The organism is Enterobacter sp. WCHEn045836, assembly GCF_003965585.1.
Taxonomy (GTDB): domain Bacteria; phylum Pseudomonadota; class Gammaproteobacteria; order Enterobacterales; family Enterobacteriaceae; genus Enterobacter; species Enterobacter dissolvens.
Genome location: NZ_RXPT01000020.1, coordinates 76,841 through 94,023, shown reverse-complemented (window position 1 = coordinate 94,023; position 17,183 = coordinate 76,841). Strand labels below are relative to the sequence as shown.

Here is a 17,183-nt window from a genome sequence, read left to right as displayed (position 1 = left end):
TGCGGGGTCAGACGGCACCTGGAGCTTCACGCCGAGCGTGGACCTGGGCCGCGGCGACCACACCTTCACCGCCACGGCGAAGGACCCGATGGGTAACGAGTCGAACAGCAGCAGCTGGACCGTGACCATCGACACCGATGCACCGGTGAAACCGACCATCGACGCGGCGCTGGACGACGTGGGCAGCGTGCAGGGTAACCTGGCGAACGGCACCACCACCGACGATCCGACCCCGACCCTGAGCGGCAAGGCGGAAGCGGGCAGCACCGTGAAGATCTACGATCAGAACGGCCTGCTGGGCGAAGTGACGGCGAAAGCCGACGGCACCTGGAGCTTCTCGCCGGTGGCGAAACTGCCGGAAGGCGAGCACCGCTTCCACGTGACGGCGACCGACAAGGCGGGCAACACCAGTGTGGCATCGGACGACTTCGTTCTGACCCTGGACTTCACCGCCCCGGACGTGAGCAAAGTGAGCATTACCGATGTGGTGGATGATTTTGGTTCTGTCATCGGATCGATTGCCTCGGGTGGTAAGACGGACGATAACACGCCGCTGATCAAGGGTACGGGCGCAGAGCCGGGCAACACCATCACCGTCTACAACGGTGACAAGGTGATTGGCACCGCGAAAGTACAGGCTGACGGTACCTGGGAACTTCAGGTCACGAAAGCCCTGCCTGACGGGACGTACAACCTGACGGTGAAAGAGACCGACAGCGTGGGTAACACCACGGCGGCATCACCAGAATACATTATTCAGATCGATGCGGGCGGTCAGCCGCTGCCACCGACCCTGAGCAGTGTGGAAGATGATGTTGCGCCGCATACCGGCCCATTACAAAAGGATGCGACAACCAACGACAACACTCTGTTGTTGACGGGTACGGCTGAAGCCGGTGTTACGGTTCGCATTTATGGCGGCCCGAACGGTACCACCCTGCTGGGTGAAACCAAGGCCGATGCCCAGGGCAAATGGAGCTTCAATACGCCGAAACTGGCGGACGGCGTTCATACGTTTGTCGCGGAAGCGATTAACGACATTGGTCAGGTAAGCCCGCAGACTGGCGGCTTCCCAATCACGGTGGATACCAGCGCGCCGGGTGAGGTCACAGGCTTTATCGTGAGCGATAACGAAGGTCCGAAGACCGGTACATTGTCCAATGGCGATACCACTGACGATGCGACACCGATGATCAGCGGTAAAGCAGAGCCAGGCAGCGTTGTTCACATCTATGTGAACGGCCAGGAAAACGGTACTGCGGTTGCAGACGCGAACGGTAACTGGACTTATACCACCGGTTCTCTGGCGGATGGGGAATACACCTTCACCGCGCGTGCTGAAGATTCAGCAGGCAACCTGGGGGCTGAAAATGCCGGTGTCACCGTCACGCTTGATACCTCCAGCGTACCGGTCACTATCGTTCGCGTGATGGACGATAAAGGCACCGTAACGGGCGAACTGAAGGCCAATGATGTGACTGACGATGCCCGTCCGGACATTATCGGTAAGGCAAAAGCAGGCAGCATCGTGACCATCAAAGATGGCAGCGTGGTGCTGGGCACCGTGACGGCAGATGCCAGCGGTAACTGGACATTCACTCCAACCAGCGATCTGGGCGATGGCGTACACAACATTACGGCGACCGCTAAAGATCTGACCGGCAAAGAGGATACCTCCAGCACCTTCAGTTTCGAAATTGACAGTAAAGCACCGAATCGTCCGAGCATTGATTACGCGGAAGATCAGGTGGGTACCGTTAAGGACGATTTGAACAGCAACGATGTTACTGACGATCCGCAGCCAATCCTGCACGGTACGGCTGAAGCGGGCAGCACCGTCAATATTTACACCGTTGACGGCACCCTGTTGGGTACAGTCACCGCGAACAGCAACGGTGCATGGAACTTCAAACCGGGCAGCAAGTTACCGGAAGGTAAAAACACCTTCTACGTGACGGCCACAGATGAAGCCGGCAACGTCAGTGACAAGTCTGCGGACTTCGTGCTGACTACCGACTACACCGCGCCGGATGCGAGCAAAGTGACCATTGATTCCGTCACGGATAACGTGGGTAACGTTCAGGGTATTGTTGCGGATGGCGGCGTACTGGATGACTCACGTCCGGTGATCCGCGGCTCTGGTGCGGAAGTGGGCAACGTCATTACGGTCTACACCACCGATAAAGACGGCAACACGAAGGTACTGGGTACCACCACGGTTGATCAGAACGGCAAATGGGAACTGACGCCATCTGAGTCTCTGTACGGTGACTCCATCAACAAACTGACCGTGACGGAAACCGATCGGGTTGGCAACGTGGCGAAACCAGCTGACAGCTATGACGTCATTATGTCCGATACCCCGGATGCACCAGCGATCGTTAACGTTCTGGACGATACCGGCACAACCGTTATCAACCTGGCCAACAATGCGTTGACCAAAGACGATACGCCGACCCTGAACGGGACTGCGGACGGTGCTGCGGGCGATACGATCACCATCTACAACGGCAGTCAGGTTGTAGGTAAAACAACGCTGAACAGCGATGGCACCTGGAGCTTCACGCCATCTCCGGCACTGGCTGACGGTAGCTACACCTTTACGGTGACCAATACCAACAGCGCGGGTCAGGAGAGCGATCGCAGCGGTTCGTTCACGGTAACCATTGATTCAACAGCACCGAATCCGGTTTCCGGCCTGCAGGTGGCTGACGATCAGGGGGCCTGGAAAGGTCAGTTAACCGACGGTATGACCACCGACGACAACAAACCGACCTTCACGGGTAAAGCAGAGCAGGGTAGCACGGTCACTATCTACGATAACGGCCAGGCGATTGGTTCAGTTGTTGTGACTAACACTGATGGTAGCTGGCAGTACACGCCAACCACGCCATTAGCAGATGGTGAACACCAGTTCGCGACCCAGGTAACGGATCCGGCGGGTAACGCGAGCGCGATCGTTGACGATATCACTGTTAACGTCTCCACGGGCGCAAGCTATCTGCAACTGCTGCAGGTGGTGGATGATGTGCAGGAAACGGGCGGCTCACGCGTGCTTCGCGAGGGTGAAGTCACCAATGATAGCCAGGTACAGCTGGTCGGTAAGGCGACGGCAGGCAGCACCATTATCATCACTGACGTCGGTGGCGTTCAGCTTGGCACGGTGAAAGCAGATGCCAACGGTGACTGGGAATTCACGCCGCTGAGCAGCCTGAGTGATGGCGCGCATACGCTGCGTATTACCGGGACCGATCCGTCCAATAACCCGCTCACGCCGATCGACTTTGATCTGGTGGTGGACACGGTTGCGCCTGTCGCGCCGGTTATTACGGATGTGCTGGACGACGTTAACCCGGTTCAGGGTTCTGTTGCCCACGGCAAACCTACCAACGACACCACGCCTGAAATTACCGGTACGGCAGAGAAGGGCAGCACGGTGAATGTGTACCATCAGGTGGATGCGACAACGCGCATTCTGCTGGGTACCGCCGTGGCCGATAGCACGACGGGCCAGTGGACGCTGCAGATCACTGACGCGAACAAGCTGACTGAAGGCACCTGGAATCTGGTGGCAACCTCTACGGATGCGGCGGGCAACATCAGTACGCCGAGCAACACCTGGACGATTGTTGTCGATACCACCGTGTCTGACGCGGTTATCAATATCAGCTCTATATCAGAAGACCGGGGGTCATCAGATACTGACTTCGTCACCAGCGATAACACGCTGTTGATTAACGGTCAGCTGACGAAAGCCCTGCAGGCGGACGAATGGGTTGAGATTAGCCTCGACAACGGTGCAACCTGGACGCGTGCCTCAACGGTGACCAGTACATCCTGGACTGTGGATATGCAGAACACGACGCTGAATGATGGTGCTTACACCATTCAGGCTCGCGTGGTGGATAACGCCGGTAACGTTGGCAGCACTGATTCTCAGGCGCTGCAGGTGGCAACAGGCGGCAGTGACATGAATGGTCTGTCTACGACCACCAAAGTCACCACCGATACCAGCCATGGTCTGACGACAGGTGATCACTTCAGCCATGCTGCGACAGCAACCAACAGCGACATGGTCACCCGTGACCGTACGGTGACCATTAGCGGTAACCTGAGCGCGGCGCTACAGGCGGGTGAGCATCTGCAGATCTCCCTGGATAACGGCAAAACCTGGCAAACGCTGGCACTTAACGGCCAGAGCTGGAGCTATGTACTGCCGGAAGCGACAGCAAGCACTACTCACAGCTTCAAGCTGCAGGTCATTGACGTTGCGGGCAACCCAGGTACGAACACGAAGTTTGCGGATAGCTACAACGTGGTTATCGATCTGGATTCTCCGAACGGTATTACCGGGGCGCCAGATGTGCCGCAGCACACCACCACAGGAGATTCGTTCACCTTCTCCAGCGGTCAATACGGTCGTGTTGAAGCGGGGGCGATTGTCTCGCTGGTGAGTGACGTCAACAACAACGGGACCTATCAGGAAGGTCTGGATCAGGTCATTGGCTTCGTGAAGGCTAACGCTGACGGCTCCTGGAGTCTGAATACGTCGCTGCCTTCTGGCGCACATAACCTGGCCTTTGTGGTCTGGGATGAAGCGGGTAACCGCTCAAGCATGAGCGCCAGCACCAGTACAGGTGTCACCGAAGGTGGCGGCAGTACGCTGATTGAACAAACCTGGGGGGGAACGACCGATGCGGACAGCCGCGGTCTGAACGCCGCTGCGGTGACCATCAGTCAGGATGGTCTGTGGTCATTCTTCCAGAGTGCTCGTGGCACTTCTGGCACATCGACCGCTAACGCCGGACGTGTCTATGACTCCGTCACGCGTGAAGACTACGATTCAACGTACCTTGCCCAACCGTCAACTGAAAACGGTGCGGGTTACGACGTAGATAGCACGTCATACAGCCGTTATGTTAACTCCGCAGCCTTTGCGGACATTAACCGCGATGGCTATGCCGACGTCATGTCTCAGATCAGTAGTTATAGTAACGCGGGTCGTACCGCCTACTGGCTGCAGAATGCGGACGGTAGTTACTCCGCGAAGGCGCTGGATCAGGGCACCCTGAACCACCTCGGCGGCGTGATTTCCTATGACCGTGAAGGTGATGGCTATCTGGACTTTGTGCTGGGTGACTCCGAAGCAGACTCCATTTCGTTCATCAAAAATACGCAGGGCACGCTCAGTTACGAGGACAATTCCGGCTTCTCTGACGGACATCCTGGCGGAGCATTGCCAACGTCGCTGAGTGTGCTGCACGAAGTCGGGGCTGTGGATATCGATAACAACGGTACCGTAGATATTACGGCACATATCGACTACAACGGCGCTGGCAACCTCGTCGGCAACAACTCCCGCGGTCTGGGTATCTTGTATAACCAGACTACCGGGACGTCGAAGACCAACTTCGGTGAAGTTGGCTACTACGCGAACGTGTTCCGTGACGATGGCCATGAAGACTACGGTAACTTGTCTATCTCCATGACCTATGCGGATTACAACAACGATGGTTGGCTGGATCTGTTCCTGAGCCGTGGTTCGAAGGGGGGCAGTAACAGCGACGAGAGCCGTATCTATCTGAACGATGGTACCGGCAAGCTCAATGCAACGGACAGCCAGGCGCAGTGGTTTGGCGATAACGTTGATGGCGGCACGTCGCTGGCAGTGGACTGGAACCACGACGGTAAGATGGACATCATCGAAGTGCCACGCTCTGGCGTGACTGGCTCGCCGATGTTGTATACCAATACCGGTAGTAACAATTGGGGCGCCAATAAAGTCAGCCTGACAGGTAGCACGACGTTCAACAACATGACGGGTGCCGTCGCACTCGACTATGACTGGGACGGCTCGATGGACCTGGTGCTGTACCGTTCTGGCGCAGATGCTGATGTCGTGGCAAGAGACGACGCGGGACGCACGATGCTGGTGAAAAACACCAATATCGCGGCGGACGGCACGAGCCTGCAGATCCGTATTGTTGACGGCAACGGCATCAATACCTTCTACAGCAACACCGTGAAGTTATACAACTCAGCGGGCGAGCTTGTGGCAACCCAGTTGATTAACCCGCAGTCCTCTGGTTCCAGCAACAGTATGGGTCTGGTGAGCTTCTTCGGGCTGGATCCGAATGAAGTTTACTCCGTGCAGATGCTGCGCATTACCGACGGTAAAGCGGATCACGTTGGCGCAACGGGCAGCATTGGTGGTTACACCAACGGTACGGTAAATGAGAACTGGGGTGGCCTGACAACAGGTAAAGCCCATGACTCCTACGTACTGACGGCGGAAAGCAGCAATGCGGCGAACAACACTTCCGGCAACAACGGGATCATCGGGACGGGCTATAACGACACTTTCTTCGGTTCTGCAGGCAATGACACCTACAACGGTGGCGGCGGCTGGAACCAGATTGTGAGCGGTAAGCCAGTCTGGAGCGAAACTGCCGGTATGGACGTTGTTGACTATAGCCGTTCAACCACTGCGATCAACGCGAACCTGTGGACAGGCACTGCAACCGGTAACGGCACCGATAAGCTCCTCAACATCGAGGGGCTCGTAGGTTCCAGCCAGCAAGATACGTTTACGGATAACTCTGCGAATAACGTGTTTGAAGGACGTGGTGGCAACGACGCCTTCTACCTGGTCAACGGCGGTAACGATACGCTGATGTACAAGGTGTTGGCAGGTCTGAGCAACGACAGCACCGGTGGCAATGGTCATGACACGATCCACGGCTTTAAGGTGGGTAATCTGGTGAAAGACAGTGATGCAGATCTGCTCGATATGAGTGAACTGCTTGACTACAAAGGTTCTGTCTCCTTCTTCGAAGACGAAGGAAAACTGGAGCTGGATTACTCCTCCCGCGGCGTACTTGACTACGTGAAGGTGGAAGTTGTGGGTAGTGATACCGTGATCAGTATCGACCGTGACGGTCAGGGCGGACAGCATGGATTTACGCAGGTTGTCACGCTGGCTGACGTGCAAACGGATTTGGTGACGCTGCTACAGAATAACCAAATCATGATGTAACCCAGTAAATACCCGCCATCTTCGGATGGCGGGCTTTCTGCACGCATCTACCCATCGTTGTTACACAGTCATTCACTGGGTTAATCGGGAATTTGATAAATGAAAGTAACCCTTAATAAGTTTAAAAAAATAAACCTGGCGTGTGCTATTACTGCCGCGCTCAGCGTATTGATATCCAGCACTGCATATTCAGCAGAACGCGTGAAGCACGTCATCGATATACCGGCAGACGTCAAAACCGCTTCCGGGAAGACGGCACCACAGCCCTATCGTCCGGTCGCAGATGTGACACCGGAACAGGCACAAATTGTGGTTTATTACCCTGAGGGGAGCGTACCCGCGACGATCTACGTTGACCGCGAGCTGCAGTCGGTACTGCTGCCGGGGCAATTTACCGTCCTGTGCGCCGCGCCAGGCGCGCATGCGGTGGAGTCCTGGTTCAACGATCACCCTGCTTATCAGGGGAAACAAAATCCTCTGCAACAGCTCAATGCCGAGAGTGCGCAAACCTATTTTATTCAGGTTAATCCAGGTACGTCAGGAAATACGGCGGCCCTGGAAGAGCGTTCTAAGGCTGAAGCCCTGTTGAGTAAAATGCATAAACAGACCAAAATTATTAACCGTGCATCCCAGGTAAAAACCTGTGATTACGTTAATAACAGCGGTGTGGTGCTTATTCAGGAGCAAGTCCTGTTCCGCTTTGCGGCAAGTAATGCGGCAGGGATTTTTGCTGAATCCCGCAATAAGCTGGACGAGGTGGTGAAATTTACCAAAAAGGCGAATAACGTCAGTGAGATCCAGATTGTGGGTTATACCGACGCAATTGGTAGCCGTGAGGCTAACCAGCGCCTGTCTGAAGCACGTGCCGATACCGTTCGTTCATTGCTGATCGAGAAAGGGATTAAACCGGAGCTGATCAATAACACGACGGGCAAAGGAATAGCACAAAGCGCTGAAGGCTGCGGTACCTCTGCCAGCCAGCAAGCGGCAGGATGTAACGTCAACAGCCGTCGCGTAGAAATTTTAGTGAAAAGCCACTAAGTCAGCATCGATACAAAAATACGGATTGCGGAGACGCTTTCCGTATTTTTTTGTGAATAATTTGACGGTGTTATGGAGACACGGGCGACGTGTTAGAGGCGGTGAGGGATTAAGCAGTTTGTGGTTCGTACATCTTAATGTGGGCAATGCTGTAGTACTTTTTCTTTTCTCTGATTATGTCATGGTCAATCGAGGATTTAATGATTTCGCCGCAGGAATAGATTTTCTTTAAAGAGTTAAACCCCAACTGTTTCATTATGCTGTTGCTGTAGGTATAAGTGGTTTTTGGCTTGATGTTATATAAGGTACTGATGTCGTCAATCGTGTAGCCTGAGATCATTAACTTCAGGACACAGAACTCCATATGCGTCAGTTCGATATGTTTTTTGACGATCACGCTTTTGCTGGGGTGACGCTGGGTATGCATTTTCCTGACAATTTCATCGTTGGTCAGATTATTGATATTCACGAGACGATGTTTGTAATGCGAGCAGATGCAGGCGAAAAGCTCCGGAAAGATATCCGAGTGGTAAGCGATGATGATCTCTTCAATGGCGTGGAGGTTTGTTTTCTGTTTTAGTGAGATAAGCCACTGAAAGTAGATGATGTTGCTATAAATAGAGTCAGGAAGCACCAGGTACAAGGTAAAAAAACTATCTTTTTTCATACCTTTTACCCAGTCGTGTAAATGGTGCTGATTATAAAAAGAGAGAATCTCTTCTTTTTTGAACGTATTGGAAAGTAAATGGCGCAATCCGATGTTGCTGAAATGACATCTTGATAATATGACCCGCGACGTATCCATTTTTATCCCTTTGGTTAATGTATTCTGCACGCCTCTTTTTGGTGTAAGATTTGCATGCTAACGATCTTATGATACGGTATGTATATATTTTCATTTTACACGATGTCTCAGGGTTAATATGTGAGAATAGTCCCCGCACAAATGGGAATTGTTTACGTGCCTGATGATTGGACGGCTTTCTATATTAATGATAAGAAAGAGATGTCAGGGGTTAGGATTACTCCACGTCTACAGGACATGCATACTTTTAAGGTTTATCATTTAATCAATTGTGGAATGCCACGCTTCATTCTCTCTGCACCATCATGGGTGATTGATTAATTATAAGGAAATGTCATTTCACCGAAATGGCATAAAGAAAAGTATGAGAAAATTGCCAGCTCTGTTTATTTTCACCACGCTATTTTTACTGGCAGGGTGTCAGATAACCCCCGGAAGCCATATTGATACCGACGGAAAAACGGTTGTCGAAACGCCCGACCCCGATAATATCAATGACGTAAAGGTGAATGTTTACCCCGTTACGCCGGCACTGATTGAGAAATTACGTGAAAACGTCGTGGTCGCCCACGCCAATGCGGAGCTGAATAAACGACTCGAAGCGTATGAGTACCGTATTGGGGTTGGTGACATCATTATGGTCACGGTGTGGGAACATCCTGAGCTTACCACCCCGTCTGGCCAGTATCGTAGCGCCAGCGATACGGGAAACTGGGTCCATTCAGACGGCACTATTTTTTATCCGTACATCGGGAAAATCCATGTTAAGGATAAAACAGTCACTGAAGTCAGAGAGCTGATTACCGAACACCTGGCGAAATACATTGAGTCCCCACAGGTCGATGTGGGGATTGCCGCGTTTCGCTCTCAGAAAGTGTATGTCTCTGGTGAAGTTAATCAGTCCGGGCAGCAGCCCATCACTAACGTTCCATTGACCATCATTGATGCGGTTAATCTGGCGGGTGGGCTGACTGAAAACGCAGACTGGGGGAATGCTGTTTTAACCCAGGGGGGTAAAAAATCAATCATCTCGCTGCAAGCGCTTATGCAGTATGGCGATCTGCAGCAAAACAAGTTGCTCTATTCCGGCGATATTCTGTATATCCCGCGTAATGATGATTTAAAAGTCTTTGTTATGGGCGATGTGGTGAAGCAAACCACCATGAAAATGGATCGCTCAGGCATGACGCTGACCGAAGCGTTGGGTAATGCGGAGGGCATGAATCAATTAACCAGTGATGCCAGCGGTATTTTTGTGATCCGTTCGGAAAACAAACCGGATGCGTCAAAAGGAAAACAGGCAAATATTTATCAGCTTGATGCCAGGGATGCGACGGCGCTGGTGCTTGGCACCGAATTCAGGCTCAAGCCGTACGATATTGTGTATGTGACGACCGCACCGATTGCGCGCTGGAACAGAGTCATTAATCAATTAATGCCAACCATTAGTGGTGTCTACAGCCTGACTGAAACGACGCGCTTCATCAGAAACTGGAGTAATTAATATGAATGGAAGGTATCAGTCCATTCTTGTCGTCTGCACAGGCAATATTTGTCGTTCCCCGGTGGGGGAACGCATTTTGCGTTCTCGCTTGCCCAATATGATCGTGGATTCCGCCGGGATTGCTGCGTTAACGGGGGAAGCGGCAGATCCCGTAATGGTTAACACTGCACGTGAGAATGGCCTTTCATTAGAGGGTCATTGTGCCAAACAACTTACACCGCTGATGTGTCGTGAATATGATTTGATTCTGGCCATGGAGCAAAACCATATTGAAGCCGTGACCCGCCTGGCAATGGAAGCCCGGGGAAAGACATTTTTATTCGGATATTGGCTCCAGCAAATGGAAATTCCTGATCCTTATCGTCGGGGTCGAGATATCTCAGGTGTTATTTTTAAACAACTTTTTTCCGCTGCCGAAGAATGGGTCAAGGTTTTCCAGCAGGTTAAATAATCAGGGCTGATTAGAGCATGTTTGACAAACAGATTAGCAATTCGCAAACCGATAATGTTCCGCGGCAGGAGGATATTGACATCGTTCAACTCCTCAAAGTCTTATATTACAGTAAGGTCTGGATAGCGGCGACGACATTACTGTTTATCGCTTTCGGCATCGTTATTGCTTACACCTTAGCGCCGGTCTATAAAAGTGATGCGTTAATTCAGGTTGAGAGAAATGCATCTACGGGGCTGTTGAATAAGCTCTCTACGATGCTACCTGAAGGCTCCGGGGTCGCTTCAGAATCTGAAATTTCGTTAATTAAATCGCGAATGGTGATCGGTAAAACCGTGCGCGATCTGGGGCTGGATATCTCCGTGACTGAAAAACGCTATCCGTTTGCGAATACCCTGCTCCTGCGCCTGTTTGGCAAATCCACGGGTAACATTGAGGTTGCAACTTTAACTGTCCCCGAGGAGTTCCTGAACGAAGCGTTGATCCTGACGATAACTGCTGCGGGTGAGTACACCCTGCAGGTCGGCGAGGCCGTTTTGCACGGTAAAGTGGGGGTTCCTCTTCACGCGCACGGCATTGATTTTATGATTGAACGTGCCGAACTGACCCAGGACACCGTGTTCATTTTACGTAAGCACAATGAATATTCGGTAATTGATGAGATCAAAAACAATATCGTCGTGGATGGAAAATCCGGTGGCAATGGGATGCTGCATCTGAGCATGACCGGCACCGATCCGGTGATGATCAGCAAAATCCTTGAAACGATCAGCCACAATTATCTTGCCCAGGACGTTGAGCGTAAGTCAGAAGAGGCCAGCAAGAGTCTGGCCTTTGTGAACGAACAATTACTGCAAATCAAAAACAATCTGGTGACGGCAGAAACGAAACTCAATGATTTCAGAAAGAATAATGAGTCGGTGGATTTATCCCTTGAAGCGAAATTCATTTTAGACAATGTGGTGTCCATTGATACCCAACTGAATGAATTAACCTTTAAAGAAGCTGAAATTTCAAAGCTCTATAAACGTTCGCATCCGGCTTATAAAGCGCTGTCAGAAAAACGTGCGGTACTGCAGGAAGAGAAAGAGAAGCTCAATCAACGTATCAGTACGATGCCGCGGACTCAGCAAGAAATTTTGAGCATGACCCGTGATGTGCAGATGGGAAATGATATCTATATGGTGCTGTTGAATAAGCAGCATGAGCTCAATATTAATAAAGCCAGTACGCTGGGTAATGTTCGTATTATTGACAATGCCGTTACGCAGCATAAGCCGATTAAACCGAAAAAAACGTTGATTGTCATCCTGTCGGCGCTGTTGGGCTTCCTGTTCGCCTCCGGCGTGATTCTGCTACGCAACATGTTAATTAAAGGGATCAAACAACCCGCGGAGCTGGAAAAACGGGGCATCCCTGTCCACGCCGTCGTACCGCTGGCACCTGAACTGACAAAGAGCAGACGCTGCCGGGCGATTACCACCTATCAGTCTGATGAGCTGTTAGTGAAATCGTCGCCAACCTCGCTGGCGGTCGAGGCGATAAGAGGGCTGCGGACCAGCCTTCATTTCGCCATGCTGAAGTCAGAAAATAAAATATTAATGATTTCAGGCACCTCTCCGGGGGTGGGTAAATCCTTCGTCAGTTCAAACCTGGCGGTGCTGATGGCGCAGGCCGGTTCACGGGTGCTGCTGATTGATTGCGATCTGAGAAGGGGATATTTGCACAGCATCTTCTCGCAGGCGGAAGGCCATGTCGGGCTTGCTGATTATCTCTCAGCGAATGTGGCGGTGTCCCAGGTGATAGAAGAGACAGAGTACCAGGGCGTCGATTTTATTGGCCGGGGAAGAATGGTCAATAACCCCGCCGAGCTGTTTATGACGGAGAAATTCCAGGCACTCGTTGCCGCCTGTTCAGCGCAATACGATGTCATTATTCTCGATACGCCGCCTATTCTGAGCGTTACGGATGCCGCGATTATTGGCCGATTTGCCTCAACATCTCTGATGGTCGTCAGGTTCGAACAGAACTCGATCCAGGAGGTGGAAGCGGGGCTGCGTCGATTCAATCAAAACGGGATCGCCATCCAGGGGGTCATATTCAACGGCGTTGAAAAACGCGCTTCGGCCGCCTATAGCTATGGCGATTATTCATACCAGGAGTAATTCATCTCTCTTCTTTTAAGGAATAAGTCTTGACAGGCAGGGAATGTGTAATATTCCTAATGCCTGTGGACTTGTTCCTGGTTAAAAGTTCCCGTTATGTAATGCAGTCTGAATGCCAATTCCAGATAAAAATGCCAGAATTAATACCAAGGAATGCTCTTAAAATCTAAATTAATGAACCATCAGGGAACCACAAGGGGGGATAAACAGTAATCAACGGATATGAAGTAGTGATTTAGAGTGGTGATGTTATATTTTGAAAAAATGTAATGATTCCGAAATAAAGAGTCGATTAAATGAATAGTAATAAAAATAAAGTCTTTCAACTAGAGTTGAAGTGGCATCCTGTTGCCGCTTCTGTGCTACTCGCTCTGCCAATTGTTGCGCACTCAGCAGCGATCAACATCAAGAACGGCGTGGTTTATACTGCCGGGAATGTGCCTGTCATTAACATTAATAAAGCCAACGATAAGGGGCTTTCTCATAATGTGTATGACAACTTAAACGTTGATAAGAATGGGCTTATCTTCAATAACAGCATGACTGAATCAAATACCGTTCTGGCGGGTAAGATTCAGGGGAACAGCAATCTGACGTCCGGGACGGCGAAAGTCATCCTGAACGAAGTCACGTCTAAAAATGCCTCTGCAATTAACGGCATGATGGAAGTGGCCGGCGATAAAGCCGATTTAATAATTGCTAACCCGAACGGTATTACCGTTAACGGTGGCGGCGCCATTAACACCAGTAAACTGACCCTGACAACCGGTACGCCGGATATTCAGAACGATCAGTTAGCCGGTTATTCTGTTAACGGTGGTACCATTACGCTGGGTAAACTGAATAACGCCAGCCCGACGGAAATTTTGTCTCGCAATGTTGTCGTGACCGATAAAGTCACAGCTAACGAGCTGAACGTTGTCGCCGGTAATAACTACGTTAACGCTGCAGGTCAGGTGACCGGTTCAGTAGCCGCAGCCGGAACGCGTAATGCCAACAGCATTGACGTTGCTGCGCTGGGCGGTATGTATGCCAATAAGATTAACCTCGTCAGCACCGAAAGCGGTGTCGGCGTGCGTAACCAGGGCATTATTGCGGGTGGCATCAACGGCGTAAATATTGACGCTAACGGTCAGTTGCTGAACAACAATGCGCGCATTGAGTCCTCTGGTCAGATCAATATTAAAACCAACGGCGCACTGAGCAACGTCACCGGGGATATTACCTCTGTAGGTACCATCGCGCTGGACACCAACAAAAACAGCCTCAACAACAGCCGTTCAGGCAACATTTCGACAATGGGAGACCTCTATGTCAATAGCGGCGCCATTGATAACACCAACGGCAAAATGGCGGCGGCAGGCATGCTGGCTGCGGATACCAACGGCAACACCTTAACTAACTACGGTAAAGGAAATACTGTCGGTATTGAAGCCGGTATCGTGGCGTTAAAAACCGGTACCCTGAATAACAGCAACGGCCAGATCAAGGGCGGGTATGTGGGTCTTGAATCTGCTGCTGTGAACAACAACAGCGGTTTAGTCGACTCCCTTGGCGATGTGAACGTTGTGAGCGGCGGTAACGTCGATAACAACCGGGGCATGATCCGTTCTGCGGGCGGTTTCACCAAGATTGCCGCGAAAGGTACGATTAACAACGGCGCGACCAAAACCGCCGACACGGCCAGCAATGACTCGTTAGGCATTATCGCTGAGAAGGGCGTGCAGATTGCCGCGAACAGCATCAATAACAACGGTGGGCAGATGGCGTCAAATGGCGATATCTCCCTTGAAAGTGCCGGCGCGATTGATAACTACTCGGGCAAACTGAACTCAAACAGAAAGGTTATTGCCAAAGCGGCCTCTCTGCGTAACGACAACGGCGGTGTTGCGGGTCGTACCGGTGTGAGTGCCGCAGTGGGTGGAAACATCACCAACTACATCGGCGTCTTCAGCTCTGAAGAAGGGGATGTTGCCCTGGCATCGAATGCCCTGAACAACCGCGGTGGCTTCATTATGGGACAAAACGTCACCATTAATGCCAACGCAGGGGTGAACAACAACACCGCGTTCATCGTTGCCAGTAAGGTATTGAGCGTCACTGCAGGCGATAACATCGAAAACCGTTACGGTACCGATTTCGGATCCGCATTTGGTACCTACTTCGGCATGCCGCAGCAGAACGGCGGTATGGTTGGTAAAGAAGGCGTCTCGCTGTCCGGGAACTATATCTATAACGGCGAAAGCCGCATCATTGCTGAAAATGGCCCGCTTACAATGCAGGCACGAGGCAGCATTGATAACGCGCGTTCGTTGCTGGTCAGCGGCGGGGATGCCTCCATCAAAGCGGGAAGCACCCTGACGAACAACTACGCAACCATCTACAGCGTGGGCGACCTGCTGATTGATGCGAACAGCGTGAGCAACTACAGCAACGGTGCGCTGGAAGATAACAACGCGACTGGCGTTATCGCGGCAGATAAAAAACTGACCATGAATGTGAAGAACAGCTTCACCAACTATGGCTGGATCAGCAGCCTCGGTGATGCCATTCTCAATATTCTGAACGGTTCTTTAACTAACCGTAATACGCTCTCCGCTGAGAAGTCTCTGACCGTGTCTGCACAGACCGGGGTTGAAAACCTGAAAGATATCGCCGCGGGCGAGCATCTGGTGGTGAACAGCCAGCGTGGTGTAACCAACAACTCCAACAGCAATATGGTGGGTGATAAGGTCACGATCTCTGCGGTCTATGATATTAACAACCGTGGCAATATCGTGGCTGACAGCAGCCTGGCGATGAGCGCTAAAGGCAATATCTATAACGATCTGAATATGATCAGCTATGGTGACATTGCCTTAAGTGCCAATAACATTGATAACGGCTCGCGCAAAATCAAAGCGGTGGGTGATGTCACGCTGACAGCGGCCGGGAATGTGAGCAACAGCCGCGGCGAAATCAGCTCTGAGACTGGCGATATCACTATCAATGCGGGTGGCACCGTAGATAACTACTATGGTCAGCTCCTGTCCGGTAGCGATATTGCGCTGAAAGCGAACCGTCTGAACAACGACTACGGTCGGGTTGCCGCTTACGGCAATATCGATCTGGCGCTGACGGGGTATTTCGACAGCAACCGTGGTTCCGTCCTTTCTCAGACGGGTGATATCACACTGGCTGCCAACACCGTTGATAACAACAACGGTCTGATTGCCGGTAAGAATGTCACCGTCGAGTCAAAAGGTGCGGTTTACAACAACACTGCCATGATCGTGGCGGACAAAAAGCTCTCCGTGAACGCGGCAGGGAATGTTGAAAACCGTGACGGTAACAACTTCGTACGTAATCATGGCGAAACCTTCGGTGTGACGGGCGATGTGGGTGGCATGATTGGCCGTGAAGGTGTCGCTGTTTCCGGTCAAAACGTCTACAACAACAACAGTAGCATCATCGCTGATAACGGTGCGCTGAGCGTGCTGTCTAAAGGGACGCTGGACAACACCCGCGCGATGCTGGTGAGCGGCGCTGACGCCATCATCAAAGCGGCCGGTACGTTCTATAACAACTATGCCACCACCTACAGTGCAGGCAACCTGGATATCACTGCGGGTACGCTGAACAACTACAGCGATGGCAGCATGGAGAGCAACACGGCGACCGGCGTTATCGCGTCAGATAAGAATCTCAATCTGACGGTTGATAACAACGTCACCAACTACGGTTGGATCAGCGGTAAAGGCGATCTGAACTTCACTATCCTGAAAGGTGCACTGACTAACCGCAATGCAATCTCTTCAGGTAACGCTCTGGCGATTAATGCCCTGAACGGTGTTGAGAACTTTAAAGACATCGTGGGTGTGGCCAGCGCGAAAATTGATACTCAGCGTCATGTTACCAATAATGCCAACGGCAATATCCTTGCACAGAATATCGTGATTAATGCCGGTGCCGACATTAACAACCGCGGTAATATTGTGAGCGATTATACGCTGTCTGTGAAAACAGCTGGGAATATCTATAACTACCTCAATATGCTGACGTATGGCGTTGCGGGTGTCACGGCGAATAACGTGACAAACAGCGGTCAGGATGCAGTATTTGGTGGCTTATACGGTATGGAACTGATTACCAATAAAGTGACCAATACCGGCACGATTGTTGGTATGTAATCTAAAAATGTA

The 17,183-nt window shown here is 51.6% G+C and carries 7 protein-coding genes; 6 read left to right on the top strand and 1 reads right to left on the bottom strand.

Going from position 1 to position 17,183, the window contains the following annotated elements:
- Positions 1-7,036: Ig-like domain-containing protein (locus EKN38_RS21720; protein WP_126522691.1), on the top strand; the 7,036-nt coding region annotated here is incomplete at its 5' end.
- 99 nt (positions 7,037-7,135) lie between these two features.
- Positions 7,136-8,077 carry an OmpA family protein gene (locus tag EKN38_RS21715; protein WP_014830744.1) on the top strand — a complete coding sequence of 314 codons (942 nt, stop codon included), beginning with the start codon at positions 7,136-7,138 and terminating at the stop codon, positions 8,075-8,077.
- A 109-nt stretch (positions 8,078-8,186) separates the two neighbouring features.
- On the opposite strand, the gene EKN38_RS21710 is transcribed toward EKN38_RS21715, so the two are convergent.
- A complete protein-coding gene (locus EKN38_RS21710; protein ID WP_043951568.1) occupies positions 8,187-8,882 on the bottom strand; it encodes a helix-turn-helix transcriptional regulator in 696 nt (231 codons plus the stop codon).
- Between the two features lie 364 nt (positions 8,883-9,246).
- Between EKN38_RS21710 and EKN38_RS21705 the strand changes: the two genes are divergently transcribed.
- From EKN38_RS21705 to EKN38_RS21690, 4 genes are all read left to right on the top strand, one after another.
- On the top strand, positions 9,247-10,386 hold the full coding sequence (locus EKN38_RS21705) for a polysaccharide export protein (RefSeq protein ID WP_014830746.1): 1,140 nt from the start codon (positions 9,247-9,249) through the stop codon (positions 10,384-10,386).
- Between the two features lies 1 nt (position 10,387).
- Entirely contained in the window at positions 10,388-10,837 is a 450-nt protein-coding gene (locus tag EKN38_RS21700; RefSeq protein WP_014830747.1) for a phosphotyrosine protein phosphatase, read from the top strand.
- Positions 10,838-10,854: 17 nt separating this feature from the next.
- Positions 10,855-13,002 carry a polysaccharide biosynthesis tyrosine autokinase gene (locus EKN38_RS21695; protein WP_014830748.1) on the top strand — a complete coding sequence of 716 codons (2,148 nt, stop codon included), beginning with the start codon at positions 10,855-10,857 and terminating at the stop codon, positions 13,000-13,002.
- A gap of 296 nt (positions 13,003-13,298) precedes the next feature.
- Entirely contained in the window at positions 13,299-17,171 is a 3,873-nt protein-coding gene (locus EKN38_RS21690) for a filamentous hemagglutinin N-terminal domain-containing protein (RefSeq protein WP_014830749.1), read from the top strand.
- The last annotated feature ends 12 nt before the right edge of the window (positions 17,172-17,183 follow it).